Raw genomic sequence first — 17845 nt, 5'->3', positions numbered from 1 at the left:
CTGCCTAAGGTATTTATAAATAAGAATTTTCTTTGCCAGCAGGAAATTCAAAGCGGTTTAACCGCTTCTGGTTAAATAGCTATAATACAAATTTTTATGCGTTCACAAATTTATCAAATAAAATACAATATCACAGAGATAAAAATGCATTGTGTTAACCTGCCCGCCACCCGCCACCGGAGAAACTCTCAGCATAGGAAGGCACCACTTGCCTTGGCCTGGGGTTCGCGCCTAAAGGGAAGAAGGCAAAAGGAGGAATGGCCAAGCGGCGAAGAAGAGGATAAAGCCAGGCGTTTAGGCTTTGTTTTACCAAATAAGGGCCAAAAACAGAAAACCCGCTGCTGTTCCGGCAAAGAACAGCAGCGGGCAGCCCTACCCCAGGCGGTTTACTGGCAGGGTCAGGGAAGAAAACAAGGAAGCTTGGCGTCACGATTCCCGGCAGAGGCCTTGGCCACGTCTGCCATCTTCTTGCAAGCTCTGGTTTTAGGCGGGGTTTGCAGAAAACAGCCGGAAAATGGCACCTCTCCCCTTGTGCTGCTTCCCGCTTAAGCCATGCTTTCAGGCTGTTTTCAACAAAACAACCGGTAAACGTTACCAGCCAATGCCGTAGTCTTCGCCGTGGTTACTGGAGCCTCCCCAGAAACTGCCGTGTTTCCAGTCAAAGTAGATGGCGTTGATGGGGCCGCTGGTACGGTCATCAAAACTCATGATGTAGCCCATCTTCTTCAGCTGGCTCCGCACCCCTTCCGGGGTGCTGTCATGGAGCAGGATGTGGCCGGGCTTGGGCTTGCGGTCGTCCATCTTGGCGCCTCCCAGTGACAGCCAGAGCTGGTTTGTGTTGAAGTTGGCTGCCTCGGCCGCCTGCTGCACATTCATCCCGAAGTCGGCTACGTTCAAAAAGAACTGGAGCAGGTTCTGATCCTGGGTATCACCGCCCTGCACCGCGAAGGAAAGGAAGGGCTTGCCGTCTTTGAGCGCCATGGAGGGTGTCAAGGTGACCCGCGGCCTCTTGCCCGGCTCTACCACATTGAAGGGGTTCAAGGTGGCATCCAGCACAAAGCTCTGCATGCGCTGGCTCATGCCTACCCCCGTGTTACCGGCAATACAGGCCGGGTTCCAGCCTCCGCTGGGGGTAATGGAGACAACCCAGCCTTCTTTATCAGCCGCCTCCATGGTGGTGGTACCCAGCCATAACCGCTGCTGGTAGTCCACCATGGAAGACCCGTTTCTAATGTCATGCGTAGGCGCGAAGTTGCGTTTGGTGGTATCCATCTCATATCCTCTCTGCTTAAGAAGTTTCAGATACGGGTTTTTGAGGCCTTTGCCTTCAAACGGATACGGATCACCCGGGCCAATGCCGGGGTTGTTCTTGTCAAACTGGATCAGGGAGGCCCGCTGCTTGGCGTAGGCCTTGCTCAAGAGACCTTTCATGGGCTCCTTCGGCGCAAAAGCGGGATCACCGTAGTAGAAATCCCGGTCGGCGAAGGTGAGGTTCATGGCTTGGTACAGGGTGTGGATGTATTTGGCACTGTTGTACCCCATGCCTTTCAGGTCAAAGTTCTCCAACACGTTCAGCGCCTGCAGCAGCACGGGGCCCTGCGTCCACTGCTGCAGCTTGTACACGTCTATTCCGCGGTAATTCACCGAGAGGGGTTCTTCTTCCAGGGGCTTCCATTTGGCCAGATCCTGCATCGTGATCAAGCCGCCCTGCTCCTGGCAGCCCCGCACAAACTCCTGCGCGATGTCGCCAGTGTAGAACCGGGCATAGGCGGCCATGATGGCTTCCTTGCGGGATTTGCCTTGCTGAAGGGCGTTCTTTTCGGCCTCTACCAGTTTGGTGAGGGTGGCCAGCAGGTCTTTCTGCACAAAGATCTCCCCGGCCTCCGGGGCTTCCCTTTTCTGGCCCAGATGGGGCAGAAACACTTTTTTGCTATAGGGCCATTGCTTCAGGCGCTCTTTCTCCCGCTCAAAGCTGTTGGCGGTCTGCGCCTCAATGGGGTAGCCGGCCGCCATCTCCATGGCCGGCGCCAGCACCTGCTCCAGGCTCAGGGTCCCGTAGTTTGCCAGCAGGTGCATCAGGCCGCCCGGGGTGCCCGGGGTGGTGGCCGCCAACGGGCCGTGCTCCGGAGGGAACTGATAGCCTTTTCCTTTGAAGAACGCGGCTGTGGCCCCGGTAGGCGCCACCCCCATGGCATTGAGGGCGATGACTTTCTTGGTTTTAGGGTTGTAGAGAAGCGCCTGGGTTTCCCCGCCCCAACTCAGGACATCCCACATGGTACAGGTAGCCGCCAGCATGGCACAGGCCGCATCTACCGCATTCCCGCCTTTCTGGAACGTCATGGCTCCGGCGGTGGCCGCCAAGGGCTTGCCGGTGATAGCCATCCAGTTCTTGCCGTGCAGGACAGGTTTCTGCGTCTGCTGGGCCGCCGCCGAAAAAAGGATAACAACACAGAAGAACAGCGCTAGAAGGTGCTTCATCATCATCTTGTTTTAGCTATAGAAGGTAGGCAAAAAAGCTTAAAAACAATGCTCCACCTAAGAAGAATCTCCCCATAGAAAATTCCGGTGGCCTGCCATCTGCAAAATCTCTGGCAGTTAAGACAGCGGCGCAGGACCAGATCACCAGGAGGCAGTACACCAGGAGGCAGTAGTTGTATATTAAATTTTTCATATACACATTATAAAACCCATTTACCCTCTGTCCTTTCAACCTGATTCACGCTTGAAAAGCCATATTGGCTTCACATTCGCGCCCGTCCACTTCCCACCAGCACCTCCCCCTTCCAATCCATTGATATTAAGCTTTTTAACTACCCATTTTTCCTTTATCTTCCTTTAGGAAATAAATATCGCATCTAACCTTTTATAAACCATTAACCCATATAGTTATGCCAAGAGGAACAGTCATTACCGTCTCGCCCATCACCAAGAAGAATGAAAAAGAGAAAAAATGCACGGGCATTGTAAGAGCATTAGACAGTGACCCAACCATGGGCATCGTCAAAGACGAGGAGTATCCTTTCAGTGAAGGAAAGAAGAAGTGCTGCATTGCGAACTCTATTGTGACCATCAAGAAAAAGGAGAAAGATGGCTCTGTGAAACTGGACTGTGATTAAGGTAGTCTAATCTTTGATGGCCAAGACCACTGGTATCTGAAACTTCCAATGGCCTCCTTTTCCTTCCTTCCAAAGCCCCTGCTAACGTCCATTTACAGGGGCTTTGGAAGAAAACAGCCCTAAAACGCTCCTTTAGGCCGGAAAGGAAGGCCTAAAGGAGCCCAACGTTCAGCCTGACCTCAGAAAATACAACCCAGGAAGTTAAAACCTGCCTTAGCCCCAGAAGGGCACTACCTTGAGCTCAAATGCTGTGGCCCTGTTTTTAGGCTGAAAAACAGAAAAGACCCGCTATTCGCCTTTTTTGGCTTTTGCTGGGCGGGCTTTCTATGGTCTTTTCCCTGCGCTAATGGGCAGATCGTTTAGGGCCTACTTTCCAAAAATCTCCCCTATTTCATCAATAAGGACACTGCTGACACTCCGCTGCTTCTTTGGGGCAAGCCCCCTTGCCCAAGCGCTTTAAGGCAAAGTCGTGGCGACAGCAGGCAGCCTTCCAATTCCCCAAGACTTTTTAAGATTACCGAGCCCAGCAGGCTTCTTTGCTCCGTTTCGTTAAGATCCACATCCTCTATTCAACCATTCATCGCCTACAACCACCCAAAAACCCTCTCCAGCATACGATGTAGGAGAAGGTCATTTCTCCGTAGCAGAATATACGCAGTGCATCAGCGAGCACCGCAGTTCTTGCGTGGACTCGGGCAGCAGCCCAAAGCAACTGGACCACCTAATGAAGAGGATCCTCTAGCCCTACTCCTTAAGTCAGACAAACGTGGTAGTCTTGCACTCAGAAAAGAAAGGCCTGGAGGATCCCTTAGGCCTGAAATTTCGTGTCTGTAGACCTTGGTTCCTTTGTCGCAAGCCCCCCTGACAGATTAGACAATCTTTTGCGTTTACGAAAACATTGTCTATTTTAAGCCTTTCTTTGCCATTTCGGAATTTTAGAAATGGGAAAAGTAGTTGCCATTCCTTTAAAAGGGCAACTGCAGAAGACAAGTCACTTGTCATGGCCATGATTTTGGTTTTTCGGCAGTAAAACGCCCTAATAAGTAGTACATATAAAGAGAAAATAAAGCAATTGGAGAGAATTATATAAGCGACCAGAGTTAATTAATCTTCTATATTTGACAGCGTCTTCGAAAACGCATCATATTAATCTGTTTCCAAGCACTTTTCAGAATAACAGCCTAGAAACTATGCCTACTGGAGGCTTTCTGGCTTTGGCAGGGCTTGGTTAAACGACCAGGTTTGACTTGTACTCCAGAAAGCACCCCAAATGGCGGTCTATAGAGAAAAGAACCTTAAAAAGGAGGCAGTTATCACCGCCTTCAATGCATAAATAAAGCCTTTGAGCTAGTTACGCTGTAGTTTACATGAGAAGAACCCTATTACTTTCCTTCATTCTTTGCCTGGTGCTGGCCGGCACCTCCCTGCGCGCGCAGCAAAAAGGCAAGAGTGCCTGGGCTGCTCTCAGAAAGCCGGTCAACGTGAGTTTTGCCAGCAGCGACACACGTTTTGCCCAAGACCAGGTGCCACAAGTGCCGCAACAAACCAAATGGAACCCAATTGCCTGGAAAGGCGAAAAAGTACACACGCAGGTGCTCGTCTGGGCGAACAAAAAGATACCCAAACTTAAGGTAAGCTTCTCCGCGCTGGAAGACGGGAAGGGAAACCGTATAGCGGCCTCTCACCTCACCGCGGGCGCTGTCCGGTACGTTATCACCGACGAGTTCGGGAAGGGCTGCGGCCACCGCAAAACCACCGACTTTGACTCCTCTCTCGTAGCCGACCCTATTGACACGGCCGCCGTCACCGCGGTGGCTGCCAATACCGTGCAGCCTGTTTGGTTAAGCATAAACGTGCCTGGGAACACCCCCGCCGGCACCTACAAAGGAACAGTTATTGTCCAGGCCAAAAAATCCTACAAGCTAGACATCTCCCTCACCGTGCAGGAGCGTGAGTTGCCGCCGCCCGCTGACTGGGCGTTTGACCTGGACCTTTGGCAGCACCCGGCCGCCGTTGCCCGGGTACACGGGGTACCGCTCTGGAGCCAGGAACATTACACCCACATGCGGCCCTACTTCACCATGCTGGCCGCCGCCGGACAGAAGACCATTACCGCCAGCATCATCCATGAACCCTGGAACCACCAGACCTACGACGATTTTCCGAGCCTGATCAAGTGGACGAAGCGCAAAGACGGCACCTGGGCCTATGACTATCGCCTCTTTGACCAGTATGTCTCCTTTGTGATGTCCACCGGAATCAACAAGCGTATTAACTGCTACACCATGGTACCCTGGAAGATGGCCTTTGCTTACTTTGACGAGGCCACTGGAAAAGACACGGTATTCGCCGCCAAAGCCGGCACCCCCGCCTACAACGCCTTCTGGGGCCACATGCTCCGGGATTTCGCGGGGCACCTGAAAGAGAAAGGCTGGTTTTCCATCACCTCCATTGCCATGGATGAGCGGCCTCTGGCCGATATGCAGGCCGTGATCAAGCTCCTGAAAGAAACTGACCCTGACTGGAAGATCGCCCTGGCCGGCATTTACCACCCAGAAATAGAAAAAGACATCTTTGACTACAGCATCGCCTCTAAGTGGAAGTTTGAAGAACAGGTGCGGCAGGCACGCAAAGCCAGCGGAAAGCCCAGCACCTTTTATACCAGCTGCGAGGAAGCCTACCCCAACGGTTTCACCTTCTCCCCGCCAGCCGAACATACTTGGCTAGGATGGTATGCGGCGGCACAGGGCTTTACGGGCTATCTGCGCTGGGCCTACAACAGTTGGGTAGAACACCCGCTGCAGGACAGCCGGTTCAAAACCTGGCCCGCCGGTGACACCTACCAGGTGTATCCCGGTCCGCTTACCTCCATCCGGTTTGAGAAACTGATAGAGGGAATCCAGGACTTTGAGAAAATACGCCTGCTGCGCGAGGAGTTCTCCCGCACCGGCAACCTGGCCAAGCTGCAGGAGCTGGACAAACTGCTGGCAGCCTTTGAAATCAAGGGTCTAAACAACACGGCAGCGGCTGCATTGGTGGCCACGGCCAAAGCTTCGCTGCATAAACTGTAACCAAAGCACCCTTTGAGTATCCCTAGCCTTTTTGATTTATAACTCACTCAAGTTCCCCCATTGAAACAACCCTGTCCCACCACCTTTATGAGAAAGATTACCCTACTTTTCGTGCTCTGCCTGACTGTATGCGTTGCCTCTGCCCAGCAGAAGAAAGTTTTAGAGCCCACCCCACCCATGGGCTGGATGACCTGGAACTACTTCGGGGACAACATCAACGAGAAAGACCTAAGGGAGATGGCAGATGCGATGGTTTCCTCTGGCATGGTGGCGGCCGGCTACAACTACCTCATGATTGACGATGGCTGGCAAGGTGGCCGCGACAACCGCAACAACATCATCGCAGACCCCAAGAAGTTCCCTTCCGGCATCAAGGCCTTGGCCGACTACGTGCACAGCAAAGGCATCAAATTGGGTATCTATTCTGACGCTGCCCTCCTGACCTGTGCCGGCTATACGGCCAGTCTGGGTTTTGAGGAGCAGGATGCCAAGACCTTTGCCTCCTGGAACGTGGATTACCTTAAGTATGATTACTGCCATGCCCCCAAAGACTCGGCTACGGCGGTGGACCGCTACACCAAAATGGCCAATGCCCTGCGCAAGAGCGGCCGCGAGATCACCTTCAGCATCTGCGAGTGGGGCCAGCGCAAACCCTGGCACTGGGCCGCTGAAGCCGGTGGGCAGTTGTGGCGCACCACCTATGACGTGCGCGACAAGTGGAAGAACCTGAGCAACCAGGAGAACGCAGAAGGCATCCTGGACATCCTGGACATCAACGCTGACCTCCACGCCTACGCCGGCCCCGGCCGCTGGAATGACCCGGACATGCTGGTGGTGGGTCTCTACGGCAAGAAAGGCCCCTCCGGTGACCTGGGCGGCATAGGCATGACCGACACCGAATACCAAAGCCAAATGAGTTTGTGGAGCATCATGGCTGCTCCGTTGATTGCCACCAATGACGTGCGTAACATGAACGAGGCCACCAAGCGCATTCTCCTGAACAAGGAAGTGATCGCCGTAAACCAGGACCCACTGGGCAAGCAGGCTGAGCGGAAGATAAAGAACGACACGTGGAACGTGTTTGTGAAGCCGCTACAGAACGGGGAATACGCCGTGGCCATCCTGAACCGCGCCGGCCAGGCCAAGAACTACAGCCTCAACTGGGCAGACCTGGGCCTGAAGGGCACCTATGAGGTAAGAGACCTGTGGGCGCACAAAACAGTAGGCAAAGGCCAAAAGTGGAAAGGGCAGGTGCAGTCGCATGAAACCAAGCTGTTCCGCTTAAAAAAGATTTAAAGCAAACCCCACTTTACGCCAAGGCATCTCCAGAATTCTCTAATCTTCCTCTACACCCATGCGAAAGCTTCTTCTCCTCCTTCTCATGTTCCTTGGCGGTACCGCCGGAGCGCAGGTAAAACCAGGGCAGCTGGCCGACAGCCTGTTCTCTACCTATTACCACCAGCGGGCCACCCACTTCAAAAACCTGCCCCAAACTCCTGGAGACATCATCTTCCTGGGCAACAGCATCAGTGACGGCGGCGAGTGGGCCGAGTTGTTCCAGGATACCCGCGTGAAGAACCGGGGCATCAGCGGTGATATCTCGGCCGGGATAATCTACCGCCTCAAGGAAGTAGCCCAACGCAAACCGGAGAAGGTGTTCCTGCTGATCGGGACGAATGACCTGGCCCAGGGAAAGTCGGCTGACAGCCTGCTGAAGAACATCTCCTGGATTGCAGATTACCTCAAAGGCCAAACCCCGGCCACCCGCTTGTATGTGCAAAGCATCTTGCCGGTGAACAACCGGTTCAATAAGTTTAGCGGCCATACCAGCAAGGCGGAACTCATCAAAAAGGTGAATGCGCAGCTAAACGCGAATGCGGCCAAACAGGGCTACACGTACCTTGACCTGCACACCCCTTTCTCTGACGAAACCGGCAAACTCAACGCCAAATACACCAATGACGGCCTGCACCTGAACGGCGACGGCTATATGCTCTGGAAGCACCTAGTTTTTGACGAGGTCTATGACCTGTTGCCCAAGCCCGCCATTCTTCCGGAACCCCAGCAACTGCAATGGACAAACCAGTCTTTTCCGCTTTACCAGGCCACCGCCATTGTAGTGCAAAGCCCTACGCTTCAGGCAGAGGGCGAGCGCCTGAAAGCCATGCTGGCCGCCCGCGGCCTGAAGGTACAGCTAAAGCAAAAGGCGGCATCAGGTGAGCCACACATCGTCCTGGCACTGGCGAAAACAGATGCCCCCCGCCAGGCAGAAGAAGCCTATACCCTGTCAGTGAACCAGGATCAGGTAGAACTAAAAGCGAATACGCCCCATGGGATCTTCAACGGCCTGCAAACGCTTTCCCAGCTCATGCGCGACAATGCCTTTATCCCCGGGTGCCAGGTGCTGGATTGGCCGGCCTTCGGCTGGCGGGGCTACATGGTAGATGTGGGCCGTAACTTCCAGACCATGGAGCTGCTCAAAGAGCAGATAGACATCATGGCCCGGTACAAGTACAACATCTTCCATTTCCACCTCACCGAAGACATTGCCTGGCGTCTGGAAGTGCCCCGTTACCCGCAACTCACTGCTCCGGAGCACATGACCCGCAACAAGGGTGCCTTTTACAGCGTGGCGGAGATGAAGGAATTGATCCAGTACTGCAAAGACCGGCACATCACCCTGGTGCCGGAGATTGATATGCCGGGCCACAGCGCTGCCTTTACCCGCGCCATGGGCGCAGACATGCAAAGCAAAGAAGGGCTGGCGTACCTCAAGAACATCCTCACGGACTTCTGTGACACCTATGACGTGCCGTATGTGCACATCGGTGGAGACGAGGTAAAGATCACCAACCCAGACTTCCTGCCCCAGGTAACCGCCTGGCTGCATGCCCGGGGTAAGAAAACCATTGGCTGGGAGCCGGGCGGAAACCTGGCCGACAACACCATCCGGCAGCTCTGGATGAAAGAAGGCGCTACCAACCCCAAACATACCTACATTGAGTCCCGCCACCTCTACCTGAACCACATGGATCCTCTGGAGGCCGTGACTACCATCTTTAGCCGGCAGATCGGTGACCGGGTGGCTGGTGACAACGCCGTTTTAGGCGGCACCCTCTGCGTCTGGAATGACCGCAACGTGATCCAGCAGGAAGATGTGCTTCGCCTGAACCCAGTGTACCCAGGCATGCTGGCCTTCGCGGAGCGCAGCTGGAAAGGCGGCGGCCATGCCGGCTGGATCACCAACGTACCGGCCGACGAACCCGCGCGCGTGCAGGCGTTCCAGGAATTTGACCATCGCCTGCGCAACCACCAGAAATCTTACTTCGCTGGCTTGCCATTCCCTTATGCCGCCCAGGCCGAGACCACCTGGGAACTGTTTGGCCCCTACAAGAACAAAGGCAACCTTTCGGCCTCGTTTGCGCCTGAGAAGAAAGGGTTCAAAGGAAAGGATCCTGCCGCTAAGGCCGTGGGTGGAACAGTGGTGTTGCGGCACTTCTGGGACCCGTTGGTGAAAGGCGCCCTGGCCAAGCCGGAGGAGAACAGCACCTGGTACGCCACCACCCGGTTCTGGAGCGATGCAGACACCACAGGCCATTTCTGGGTAGGCTTCCAGGATCTGTCGCGGTCTTATAATTCTGATTCGCCCGCCCAAGGCACCTGGGACGACCGGAGCAGCGCCATCTTCCTGAACGGAACCCGCATGAATCCACCCAAATGGAAGCGCCCGGGCCAGAAAGGAAACGCAGAAATCCCGCTTCTAGACGAAGGGTATTCCTTTAGAGCGCCGGTGACCGCCCCAGTAAAGAAAGGCTGGAACACGGTTCTGGTGAAAGTGCCGGTGGGGAGCTTCAAAGGCAAAGACTGGCAGAACCCCGTCAAGTGGATGTTCACCTTCGTTCCTCTTGAGACCAAAGACTTGAATACCAACCAAACCGCCCCGCAGGCACCTTAAGAGGAATTCAGCCCACCAGACAGTGGGGCTTTCTTGGCTACGTCTTTTACCGTGAACCCAGGATAGTAAAGATCCAAAAGTTGCCTCGGCACCCAGAGAAAAAGGCTAAAGGTTAGGTGGAAACATGGTCTCATGTTCCCACCTAACCTTTAGCCTTTTTTGCTTTATATAAGTCAATACCAATAGAAGCACCTTGCTTCTACCATGGTTCCTGCCAGAAAATGGCGGCTTAAGTCTTCTTTCCCTGCTGAGAGGGCTGTCCTGTCTACTGATAGCGATAAGACAGCCCTCTGCTGGAATGCAAGACACGGATGATCCTGGTAACTCTTATTTATCCACAAGCACCCGCAGGTGGGTTACCTTGCCGCCTTGGATAAGGCGACAGAAATATACCCCGCTGGCCAAGGTGCGGGAATCAAGGGTGACTTGATAATCCTGGCCACTTTCAGTTTGGCCCTCAAAGAGGGTGGCTACTAGACTGCCCAGGCTGTTATATACCAGCAACTTGGTGTTGGCACCTTCCGGCGACCGGAAGTGGATAGTGGCTTGGTCCATGACAGGGTTAGGGTAGGCTCGGAACACCAGGGCCTGGTCTTCTTGCCCCTTCGAGGTTATGCCGCTGGCAGCTACACTGGTCGTAGCAGGGCAACTGCCGGTTATGTTGATCGTCACAACAGCACTGGTGGAGTTGCCGCTATGGTCCCTTACCGTTAGCGTAACGTCATTAGGTCCTAGGTCGGCGCAGGTGAACGAGGTTTTGCTCAAGCTCATGGAGGCAACACCGCAATCATCAAAACTGCCATAATCCACATCCTCGGGTTGGATAATGGCCTTGCCGTCCACTAACGCCACCGCAAAACCAGCCCCAAGTACCGTTGGCGGCGTTGCATCTACCAAGGTCAGGAAGACGGTGGTGCTAACGGAATTGCCGTGAATGTCGGTAGCGGTGAAGGTGATAGGGAAGAAGCCATCATGGCGCGGGTCAAGGTCTGTGCAGGTAAAGGTGGTGCGGCTGATGCTCAAGGAGGCAATGCCGCAGTTATCGCTCGTGCCCTGGTCAATTTCCTCGGGCCGGAGGGTGGCTTTCCCGTTGACCAGGTATACAGTTTTTCGCGCCACCCGCAGCGTAGGCAACTCCTTGTCCTGCACCACAATGGTAACGGTCTGCGAAGCCGAGTTGCCCTTGCCGTCTGTCACGGTCAGCGTCACAGGGTTGTTGCCCACGTCAGCGCAGTCAAAGGTAGTCTTGCTGAGGGTCATGGAGGCAATGCCACTGCAGGTGTCAAAGCTGCCATAGTCCACGTCTTCGGGCTGAATGCTGGCTTGCCCGTTCTTATCCAGCACCACCGTAAAGCCACTGGCCAGCACCACTGGCGGCGTTACATCGGCTTCGCCCGTAATCTCGATGTTCATGCTTACAACGCACTCCTGTGCATCAGTGACAGTCACCGAGTAAGCACCAGACTCCAAGCCGCTGATATCTTCCGTTAAGGCCCTGAAGCCTCTGGGCCCTGTCCATCTAACCCGGTAGGGAGGCAAACCTCCCATCAGGCTCAAGTCGACGGCACCACCTGTTCCACAGGAGACATGGGTGATACTGGCAGCGGCCCCCAAGGTACATCTCAAGAAAAAAGTAACCCCGGTCAGTGCCGTTCCGCCTTTAGAGTCTTCTGCCACAAAGTAGACTGTTTGGGGCATGGAACTAAAACGCGATGGAGTCCAGGAAAACACACTCTGAACCGGGTTGCCTATGGCGGGCAAGGTGGGCGTCAGGGTTGCTCCGGCAGGTAGCCGTAAGCCTTTTAGCTGAATAGTTTCTGATGAATCGCGAGCTGCGGCCCGAACAGTGAATTGCACGGTTTCACCCGGTGCAAGTGTGTAGCTTTTCCCATGTGCCGGAGTCAAGCTATAATCAAAGATTGGCCCAGACATGCTTTCGGTGATCTGGATGACAAAGTCTACCAACACACTTGAGCGAAGGCCACTGACTTTAATGACTGCATTATAGCGTTGCCCCGCTGAGGCACCCACCGTGTTAAACGTGACTTCTCCAGTAGACGAATTAACTTCCAGCCCAGGCGCATTGCTGAAGGATGCACTTCTCAGGTCGGCGCTGGTTGCCAGGCTGAAGGTGGCTGGAGGCCCTCCACCCGCATGGCCTGGCACCAGAAAGCGGGCATTCGCCTGCCCGGCGGGCAACTTGATGAAGGGGGGCATGTTGACTGCCGGCGGCGACATGCCCCGGGAGACGGGCACCGAGCTTCCTATGTAATATCCCTGCCCGGCGTTGTTGACCAGCGAAGCAGAGCGGCAGCAACCGGCAAAGAAAGCCCAGTAGGTGGCTCCCCGGCTAGGATAGGTGTGCCTGATCTTCGCTTCCCCGGTAAACCAATTCTCATCTGGGTTAACAGAAGTCACGGTCAGGTTGATGATTTCCGAAGTACCATCGCCAAAAATCAAAGCCCCAGTGGTGACAACAGACCCTACCGTTACCGAAGGAGGGCCACTGGTTTGCCAAGTCTGGGTTACCGTAAATTCAACGCTGATTTCGGTGACATCGCGCCAGTTCAGACTTCCCCCCAGGAACTTGAGGTCGCTGGCGTAGGCGGATAGGTGCCCGGCAAAGAACATCCCCAAAAACAACCAAAGCACCCTGGTCAAGCTTGGGGGGCGCTTTGACACAGAGGTGCTTCTGGGGGAGGGTGTTACTTGACGGAGTAAAGGCTTTTGTAGCCGGGCTTGCATTAAATAGAGGTTGGTCATAGCAGAAGTATAGTTAAGGTGGGAGATACCTACAACAGCAAGCCTAACCCTACCCCGCTTCCTGGCTTTGAAGCAGAAATGTTAGGGCAAAATTCACTTGCGAAGAACCGGTAACCTGAGGCCCGAGCAGCTCTTTTTGACGAGCAGCTTGTTTTTGCCTATCAACAGGCCAGCTGCATCCAATCATGAGGCACCCTATCCTCCATTCCCTTCTATGAGGAATCGCCACTTAAATCAGGAGTCTCACGACCCTTCCTTATTTTTACCAACCGCCTGACCACCCGGCCGCCTGCGCTCTTTTACTTATATATCCTTTATTTTTAGCCAAAAAGGCTCCTATAATTATTATCTGTATTAATTCAATTCAGAAATAACAACTAGTCTAACTGGGACATTTTTCAGCCACCAGATAACCCATAAAATAGTAAATACAACCAACTTTTATTTCCTTAAAACAACAACAAGATAAGCTCAGAACCTCTGCAAGGGAAGTTCTGAGGCTAAAGGGAGAGAGAAATTTTTAGTAGAGCACTAGCCTTTTCTGCATTCAAAAGGCAGACCTATATTTTAAAGCATTGAATTTTAAAAGCATATTTCTTCATCCCTTTATCAAAATTAAATCTTATATATCTTATTTAATTCCACTAAACTAGCAAAACCTAAACAGTCCTTCAATACCTACAATTAGGTAATTTATTATTTACCAGGAAGGATGTATTTATTGGCAAATCAATAAAACATAAGATTCCTTTTTATAGAAAAACGCAGGACATTTATCTTTCAAACCTTTCACTTCAGACAAATAGCCTACTATTATTCTGGTAGGCCCAAAACAACTGTTTGCCTTTCTTCTCAGCCTCTGTATCTTTAGTTTCTGCTTGGGTGCACCTAGCTTCTTTTTTCCTGAAACTCGCCTCCCTCTGCGGGAGGCAAGCTTACCAACTACCATGACCAACACTACCAAACTTCTCCGCCGCGGGCTGTTGCCTGTCACGCTGGCCCTCACCTTGGCCGTTCCTGCTTTCGCTCAGTCCACAGCCAGCCCTGAGAAACCTGTTCCGGTAGACAAGCGCTACGAGAACGAGGTCAAAGCCCTCGCCAAGAACCCGGCAGTCAAAAATGCTTTCAAGGTGATCATGGAGTTGGAGCCGGAAACGCTGCAAGACCTGATCCTGCTCACAGAGATTCCGGCACCTCCTTTCAAGGAAGAGGCCCGCGGAAAGAAGTATGCCCAAATGTTGCAGGCTGCGGGCGCAGACTCCGTGTGGATAGATGAAGTAGGCAATGTGTTAGCGCGCCGAAAAGGGAAAAACGGCCGGAAAACGGTGGTGATGGAAGCGCACCTGGATACGGTCTTCCCCGAAGGCACTGATGTGAAAGTAAAGCAACGGGGAGACACCTTGCTGGCGCCCGGCATTGCTGATGACACCCGGGGCCTCGCCATGGTGCTCTCGGTTTTGAAGGTATTAGAGAAAACCGGCCTGGAAACGGAGGCAGACGTCTTGTTCATTGGCACCGTGGGTGAGGAAGGCCTGGGAGACCTGCGGGGCGTTAAGCACCTGTTTTCAGAAAAAGGGCCCAAAATCGATTCTTATATAGCCGTAGACGGCACGGGCATTGGGGCTGTGACCAACCGTGGCCTTGGTTCGCGCCGCTACCGCATCACCTTCAAGGGGCCCGGCGGCCACTCGTCCGGCGCTTTCGGGTTGGTCAACCCCCACAATGCCTTGGGCCGGGCCATCCACTACTTTGCCGTTGACGCCGACAAGTTCACCAGAGAGGGCATTCGTACCACCTATAACGTGGGCGTGATTGGCGGAGGCACCTCGGTGAACTCCATTCCGTTTGAGTCTTGGATGGAGGTAGACATGCGCTCTGAAAGCCCGGAAAGGGTAGCGGGCATTGACCGCCTGTTGCAGGCTGCCGTGCAGCGGGCGCTTCAGGAAGAAAACCAGATGAAACGCAGCGGACCGGACCTGAAAGTAGAGGTAAACCTGATCGGGGAACGTCCGGCCGGAGGCATGGAACCCACCGTAGCCCTGGCTCAGCGCGCGGTGGCGGCCACCAGGTTCCTGGGCACCGAGCCTGCGTTACGGGTAGGCTCTACCAACTCCAATATTCCCTTCTCCAAAGGTGTTCCGGCCGTGACCATTGGCAGTGGCGGCACCGGCGGCGGAGCACACGCGCTAGAAGAATGGTGGGTAAAGAAGAACGCGCACCTGGGCACGCAACGGGCGTTGCTCCTGCTGCTGGCAGAAACAGGCTTGGCCAAAGGAAAGAAGTAATTTTCCTAAAAACAGGACTGAAACGCCCAACACGGTATTACCCTGAAGTTGGCTGCACATCAGCACCAAACAAGGCGCAATGAAAGGCCATTTATCAGAAATAGTGCCCAGCCTGCAAAGCGATTAACTTTCTAAACTGGGCACTACTATTTAATGGCTTAGGCGTACCTTCTTCCGCCATTTGGCTGCCTCGTTTATGCACCAAAAAAAGAAAATGAGGGCAAAAACAGGAGTTTTTTAGTAAGAGGAAATATCAAAGCATCCGTCTCATTAGTATCCTGAAAGGATCTTCAGAGCCAATCGGAAAGCACCTTGGGTAACGCTACTGCCGTTCGCCCACAAGATCCTTCCAGGAGGACAATAACAGGATGACAGTGAAGAAAGCAAGCAGGTTTGGCTTGTTCCTGATCTGGCTAAAAGTCTCCTTTTGGACAATAGAACAGTTGTCACTGTCTTTGCCTCTAACTAGAAGCTTTTGCCTACTCAAAATCACTCCTCCACCTAAGCTGAGTCTGTAGCGTTTTCTTTATCTTTTTTTGTTTTTGGCAAAGAAACGCCAGATGGTGTCATTGATGTCTATTTCCTTGGTAGTATGGCCTAGAGGATAGCCGATGTTGAAAGAATCACTGCCGGGCCAGGTATGCCCACCGTTTTCAATGGTCACCAAAGCAACAGACGCGTTCTTGTCTGAGACCTCTCTGATAATGACGGACGTGGAGTCTTTCTTATTGGCGTTTAGCACCTGCTTCGTTTCCTTTTTGCCCGACAGTCGGTTCCGCTCCATCCAGTAGTGGAAAGTAGAATCCGCGGAGGCGTATCCGGTGGCTTTGCCGTCGTACTTCACCACCTCGTCTGCCGTGCCGTGCACCTGCATCATACTTACCTGGCCAGGATTTTTATGGAAGTACTTCACGGAGTCCGGCAAAGGGCCACCCACAGAGGCGATGGCGGCAAAGGCCTCTGGCATCTCGGCGGCCAGCCGATGGCAGAAAAACCCGCCCCGGGAAAGGCCCGTCGCGAAAACCGCTTTTTGGTCTATGCGGTACTGCCGCTTGAGGGTGTCCAGTAGTGCTTTGATATAACCGATGTCATTGGTGCCTTTCTGGTAAGACATGTCAAAGCCAACGTTCCAGTCCTGGTTTACCCCAGCCGGGTACACCACTATGAAGTTATGCTTCTCCGCCGCCTCATTCATTCTGGAGTAGAACATCTGCTCGGCCACGGTCATACCGCCGCCATGGAAATTGAACACCAACGGAAAAGATTGGCTGGGATTAGGCTGGTAACTTTCGGGAAGGTACAGGAGGTACTTTCGCTTGGCCCCTTCAAACTTGAAAGGTTTTACCTGGGCGGAAACGGTGAGAGCGGTAATGAAAAGCACCGCGGCAAGGAGTAAGGTTTTCATGGGCATAAAATTGTTTTTTTATGCAAATCAACCTCTACAGCCGGCGCGGTTCTTCCAAAATGACCATTTACCTATCGCGCATCACCATTTTGTCAGGCCCTGGATTAAGGCTGGAATTCAGAAAACAGGCGAAATACGGGATTCACGGTTGCGTAATCCCCTTTCGGTAGGCCGAAGGGGTTTCATTCGTTTCTTTCTTAAAAGCGGTGTTAAAACTGGTCAGGCTATTAAAGCCCACCTCAAAGGCAATGGACGCGATGGTATACTCCCGGGCTTTTTCGTCCTTGAGGAGAGCCTGCGCTTTTCTGATGCGGTACTGATTGATGAACCCGTTGAAGTTGGCCCCAGACCGGCTGTTCACGGCCATGGAAATTTTCTGGGGGCTCACCTTTAAGGCTTTGCTTACGGTACCCAAGGTCAGATCAGGATCTTTGTAGAGTTCCTTTTCTTCCAATAGCTTTTTTAAATGGCCATATACCTGGTCTATCTCCTCCTCAGAGAGGGGCGTGGTTTTGTATTTGACCAGGTTCAGCTGCGCCAGGTACCCTTTCCTGATGGCTATAAAGCTGACCCCATAGGCGATAATGGAGTAAAGGATGGGCCCCAAGATGTAGGGGATGTTTTCCTCTACCAAATTCAAGACATACACTACCCATAACGCCAATAGCGCGCCCAGCAATAGGCGCAGCCATTGAACCACAGGCTCATTTCTTGCTGGAGAGGCAGTATACTTCTTTAGCTGCTGATAGCTGAGGTAGAGATAGACCAGGTAGTGCCCGTAGTAAAGCACGAAAAGCACAACGAACACTGCAATGGGTGTCCTTTTCACGTTCTCCTGGTTTGTCCAGGCACTGAAAGACAGCCCCAGGAAGAACGGGGCAAAATGCAGCAGGTGGGCTTTGGTGAGTTGTATTGATTTCTCCAGCAGCGATTTGGTATACAGGTAAAAGAGAGGGCCAATCAGCAGCAGGGAGGCAAGCCCCGCAAAAATCAGTTGCAGGTAAACGTCCTTGTCAAATTCAAGAATCACCGACTTGCCTACCCTGAAAGAGAGAACCAACAGCAGCACGCTCAACAGTCTATTAGAGACGCTTGGCCCTTTGGAATAAAACCAGAGAAAGGCCGCCAAAAGAAGCCCGTGCAGCACCCCCAGGCCGCTGAGTAGAATGAGAAGGACTTGGCTTGTTGACATAAGGACAAATAAACGAATTTAAATGCTGTTCTCAGTCACCTTGGTTTTAGAGGAGCAC

At 53.2% G+C, this 17845-nt stretch carries 10 protein-coding genes; 6 read left to right on the top strand and 4 right to left on the bottom strand.

Annotated elements, in window-relative coordinates; translation table 11 throughout:
* Window positions 1-96: 96 nt before the first annotated feature.
* Window positions 97-549, top strand: a complete 453-nt coding sequence (locus FOE74_RS18165; RefSeq protein WP_149100059.1) for a hypothetical protein — start codon at window positions 97-99, stop codon at window positions 547-549.
* 42 nt (window positions 550-591) lie between these two features.
* On the opposite strand, the gene FOE74_RS18160 is transcribed toward FOE74_RS18165, so the two are convergent.
* Window positions 592-2478, bottom strand: a complete 1887-nt coding sequence (locus tag FOE74_RS18160; protein ID WP_149100058.1) for a gamma-glutamyltransferase family protein — start codon at window positions 2476-2478, stop codon at window positions 592-594.
* A gap of 410 nt (window positions 2479-2888) precedes the next feature.
* Between FOE74_RS18160 and FOE74_RS18155 the strand changes: the two genes are divergently transcribed.
* The 4 genes from FOE74_RS18155 (at window position 2889) to FOE74_RS18140 (ending at window position 10142) form a co-directional block, all read left to right on the top strand.
* Entirely contained in the window at window positions 2889-3116 is a 228-nt protein-coding gene (locus FOE74_RS18155) for a hypothetical protein (RefSeq protein WP_149100057.1), read from the top strand.
* A 1367-nt stretch (window positions 3117-4483) separates the two neighbouring features.
* On the top strand, window positions 4484-6187 hold the full coding sequence (locus FOE74_RS18150; protein ID WP_149100056.1) for a DUF4091 domain-containing protein: 1704 nt from the start codon (window positions 4484-4486) through the stop codon (window positions 6185-6187).
* Between the two features lie 87 nt (window positions 6188-6274).
* Window positions 6275-7483, top strand: a complete 1209-nt coding sequence (locus FOE74_RS18145; protein WP_149100055.1) for a glycoside hydrolase family 27 protein — start codon at window positions 6275-6277, stop codon at window positions 7481-7483.
* A gap of 58 nt (window positions 7484-7541) precedes the next feature.
* Window positions 7542-10142, top strand: a complete 2601-nt coding sequence (locus FOE74_RS18140) for a family 20 glycosylhydrolase (protein WP_149100054.1) — start codon at window positions 7542-7544, stop codon at window positions 10140-10142.
* 327 nt (window positions 10143-10469) lie between these two features.
* Here the strand turns inward: FOE74_RS18140 and FOE74_RS18135 are convergent, their stop codons facing one another.
* On the bottom strand, window positions 10470-12794 hold the full coding sequence (locus FOE74_RS18135) for a T9SS type A sorting domain-containing protein (protein ID WP_188686960.1): 2325 nt from the start codon (window positions 12792-12794) through the stop codon (window positions 10470-10472).
* Window positions 12795-13852: 1058 nt separating this feature from the next.
* Here FOE74_RS18135 and FOE74_RS18130 point away from each other — a divergent pair.
* A complete protein-coding gene (locus tag FOE74_RS18130; RefSeq protein ID WP_149100052.1) occupies window positions 13853-15190 on the top strand; it encodes a M20/M25/M40 family metallo-hydrolase in 1338 nt (445 codons plus the stop codon).
* A 526-nt stretch (window positions 15191-15716) separates the two neighbouring features.
* Here FOE74_RS18130 and FOE74_RS18125 read toward each other — a convergent pair.
* Window positions 15717-16595, bottom strand: coding sequence for an extracellular catalytic domain type 1 short-chain-length polyhydroxyalkanoate depolymerase (locus FOE74_RS18125; protein ID WP_149100051.1), 879 nt, complete (start codon window positions 16593-16595; stop codon window positions 15717-15719).
* Between the two features lie 142 nt (window positions 16596-16737).
* Complete coding sequence (locus FOE74_RS18120; RefSeq protein WP_149100050.1) at window positions 16738-17787, bottom strand: helix-turn-helix domain-containing protein; 1050 nt, start codon at window positions 17785-17787, stop codon at window positions 16738-16740.
* Between the last annotated feature and the right edge of the window lie 58 nt (window positions 17788-17845).

The organism is Rufibacter glacialis (assembly GCF_008271745.1).
GTDB classification, from domain to species: Bacteria; Bacteroidota; Bacteroidia; order Cytophagales; family Hymenobacteraceae; genus Nibribacter; species Nibribacter glacialis.
The sequence above is the reverse complement of the archived record's forward strand: the minus strand, read 5'-3'. Positions and strand labels throughout refer to the sequence as shown.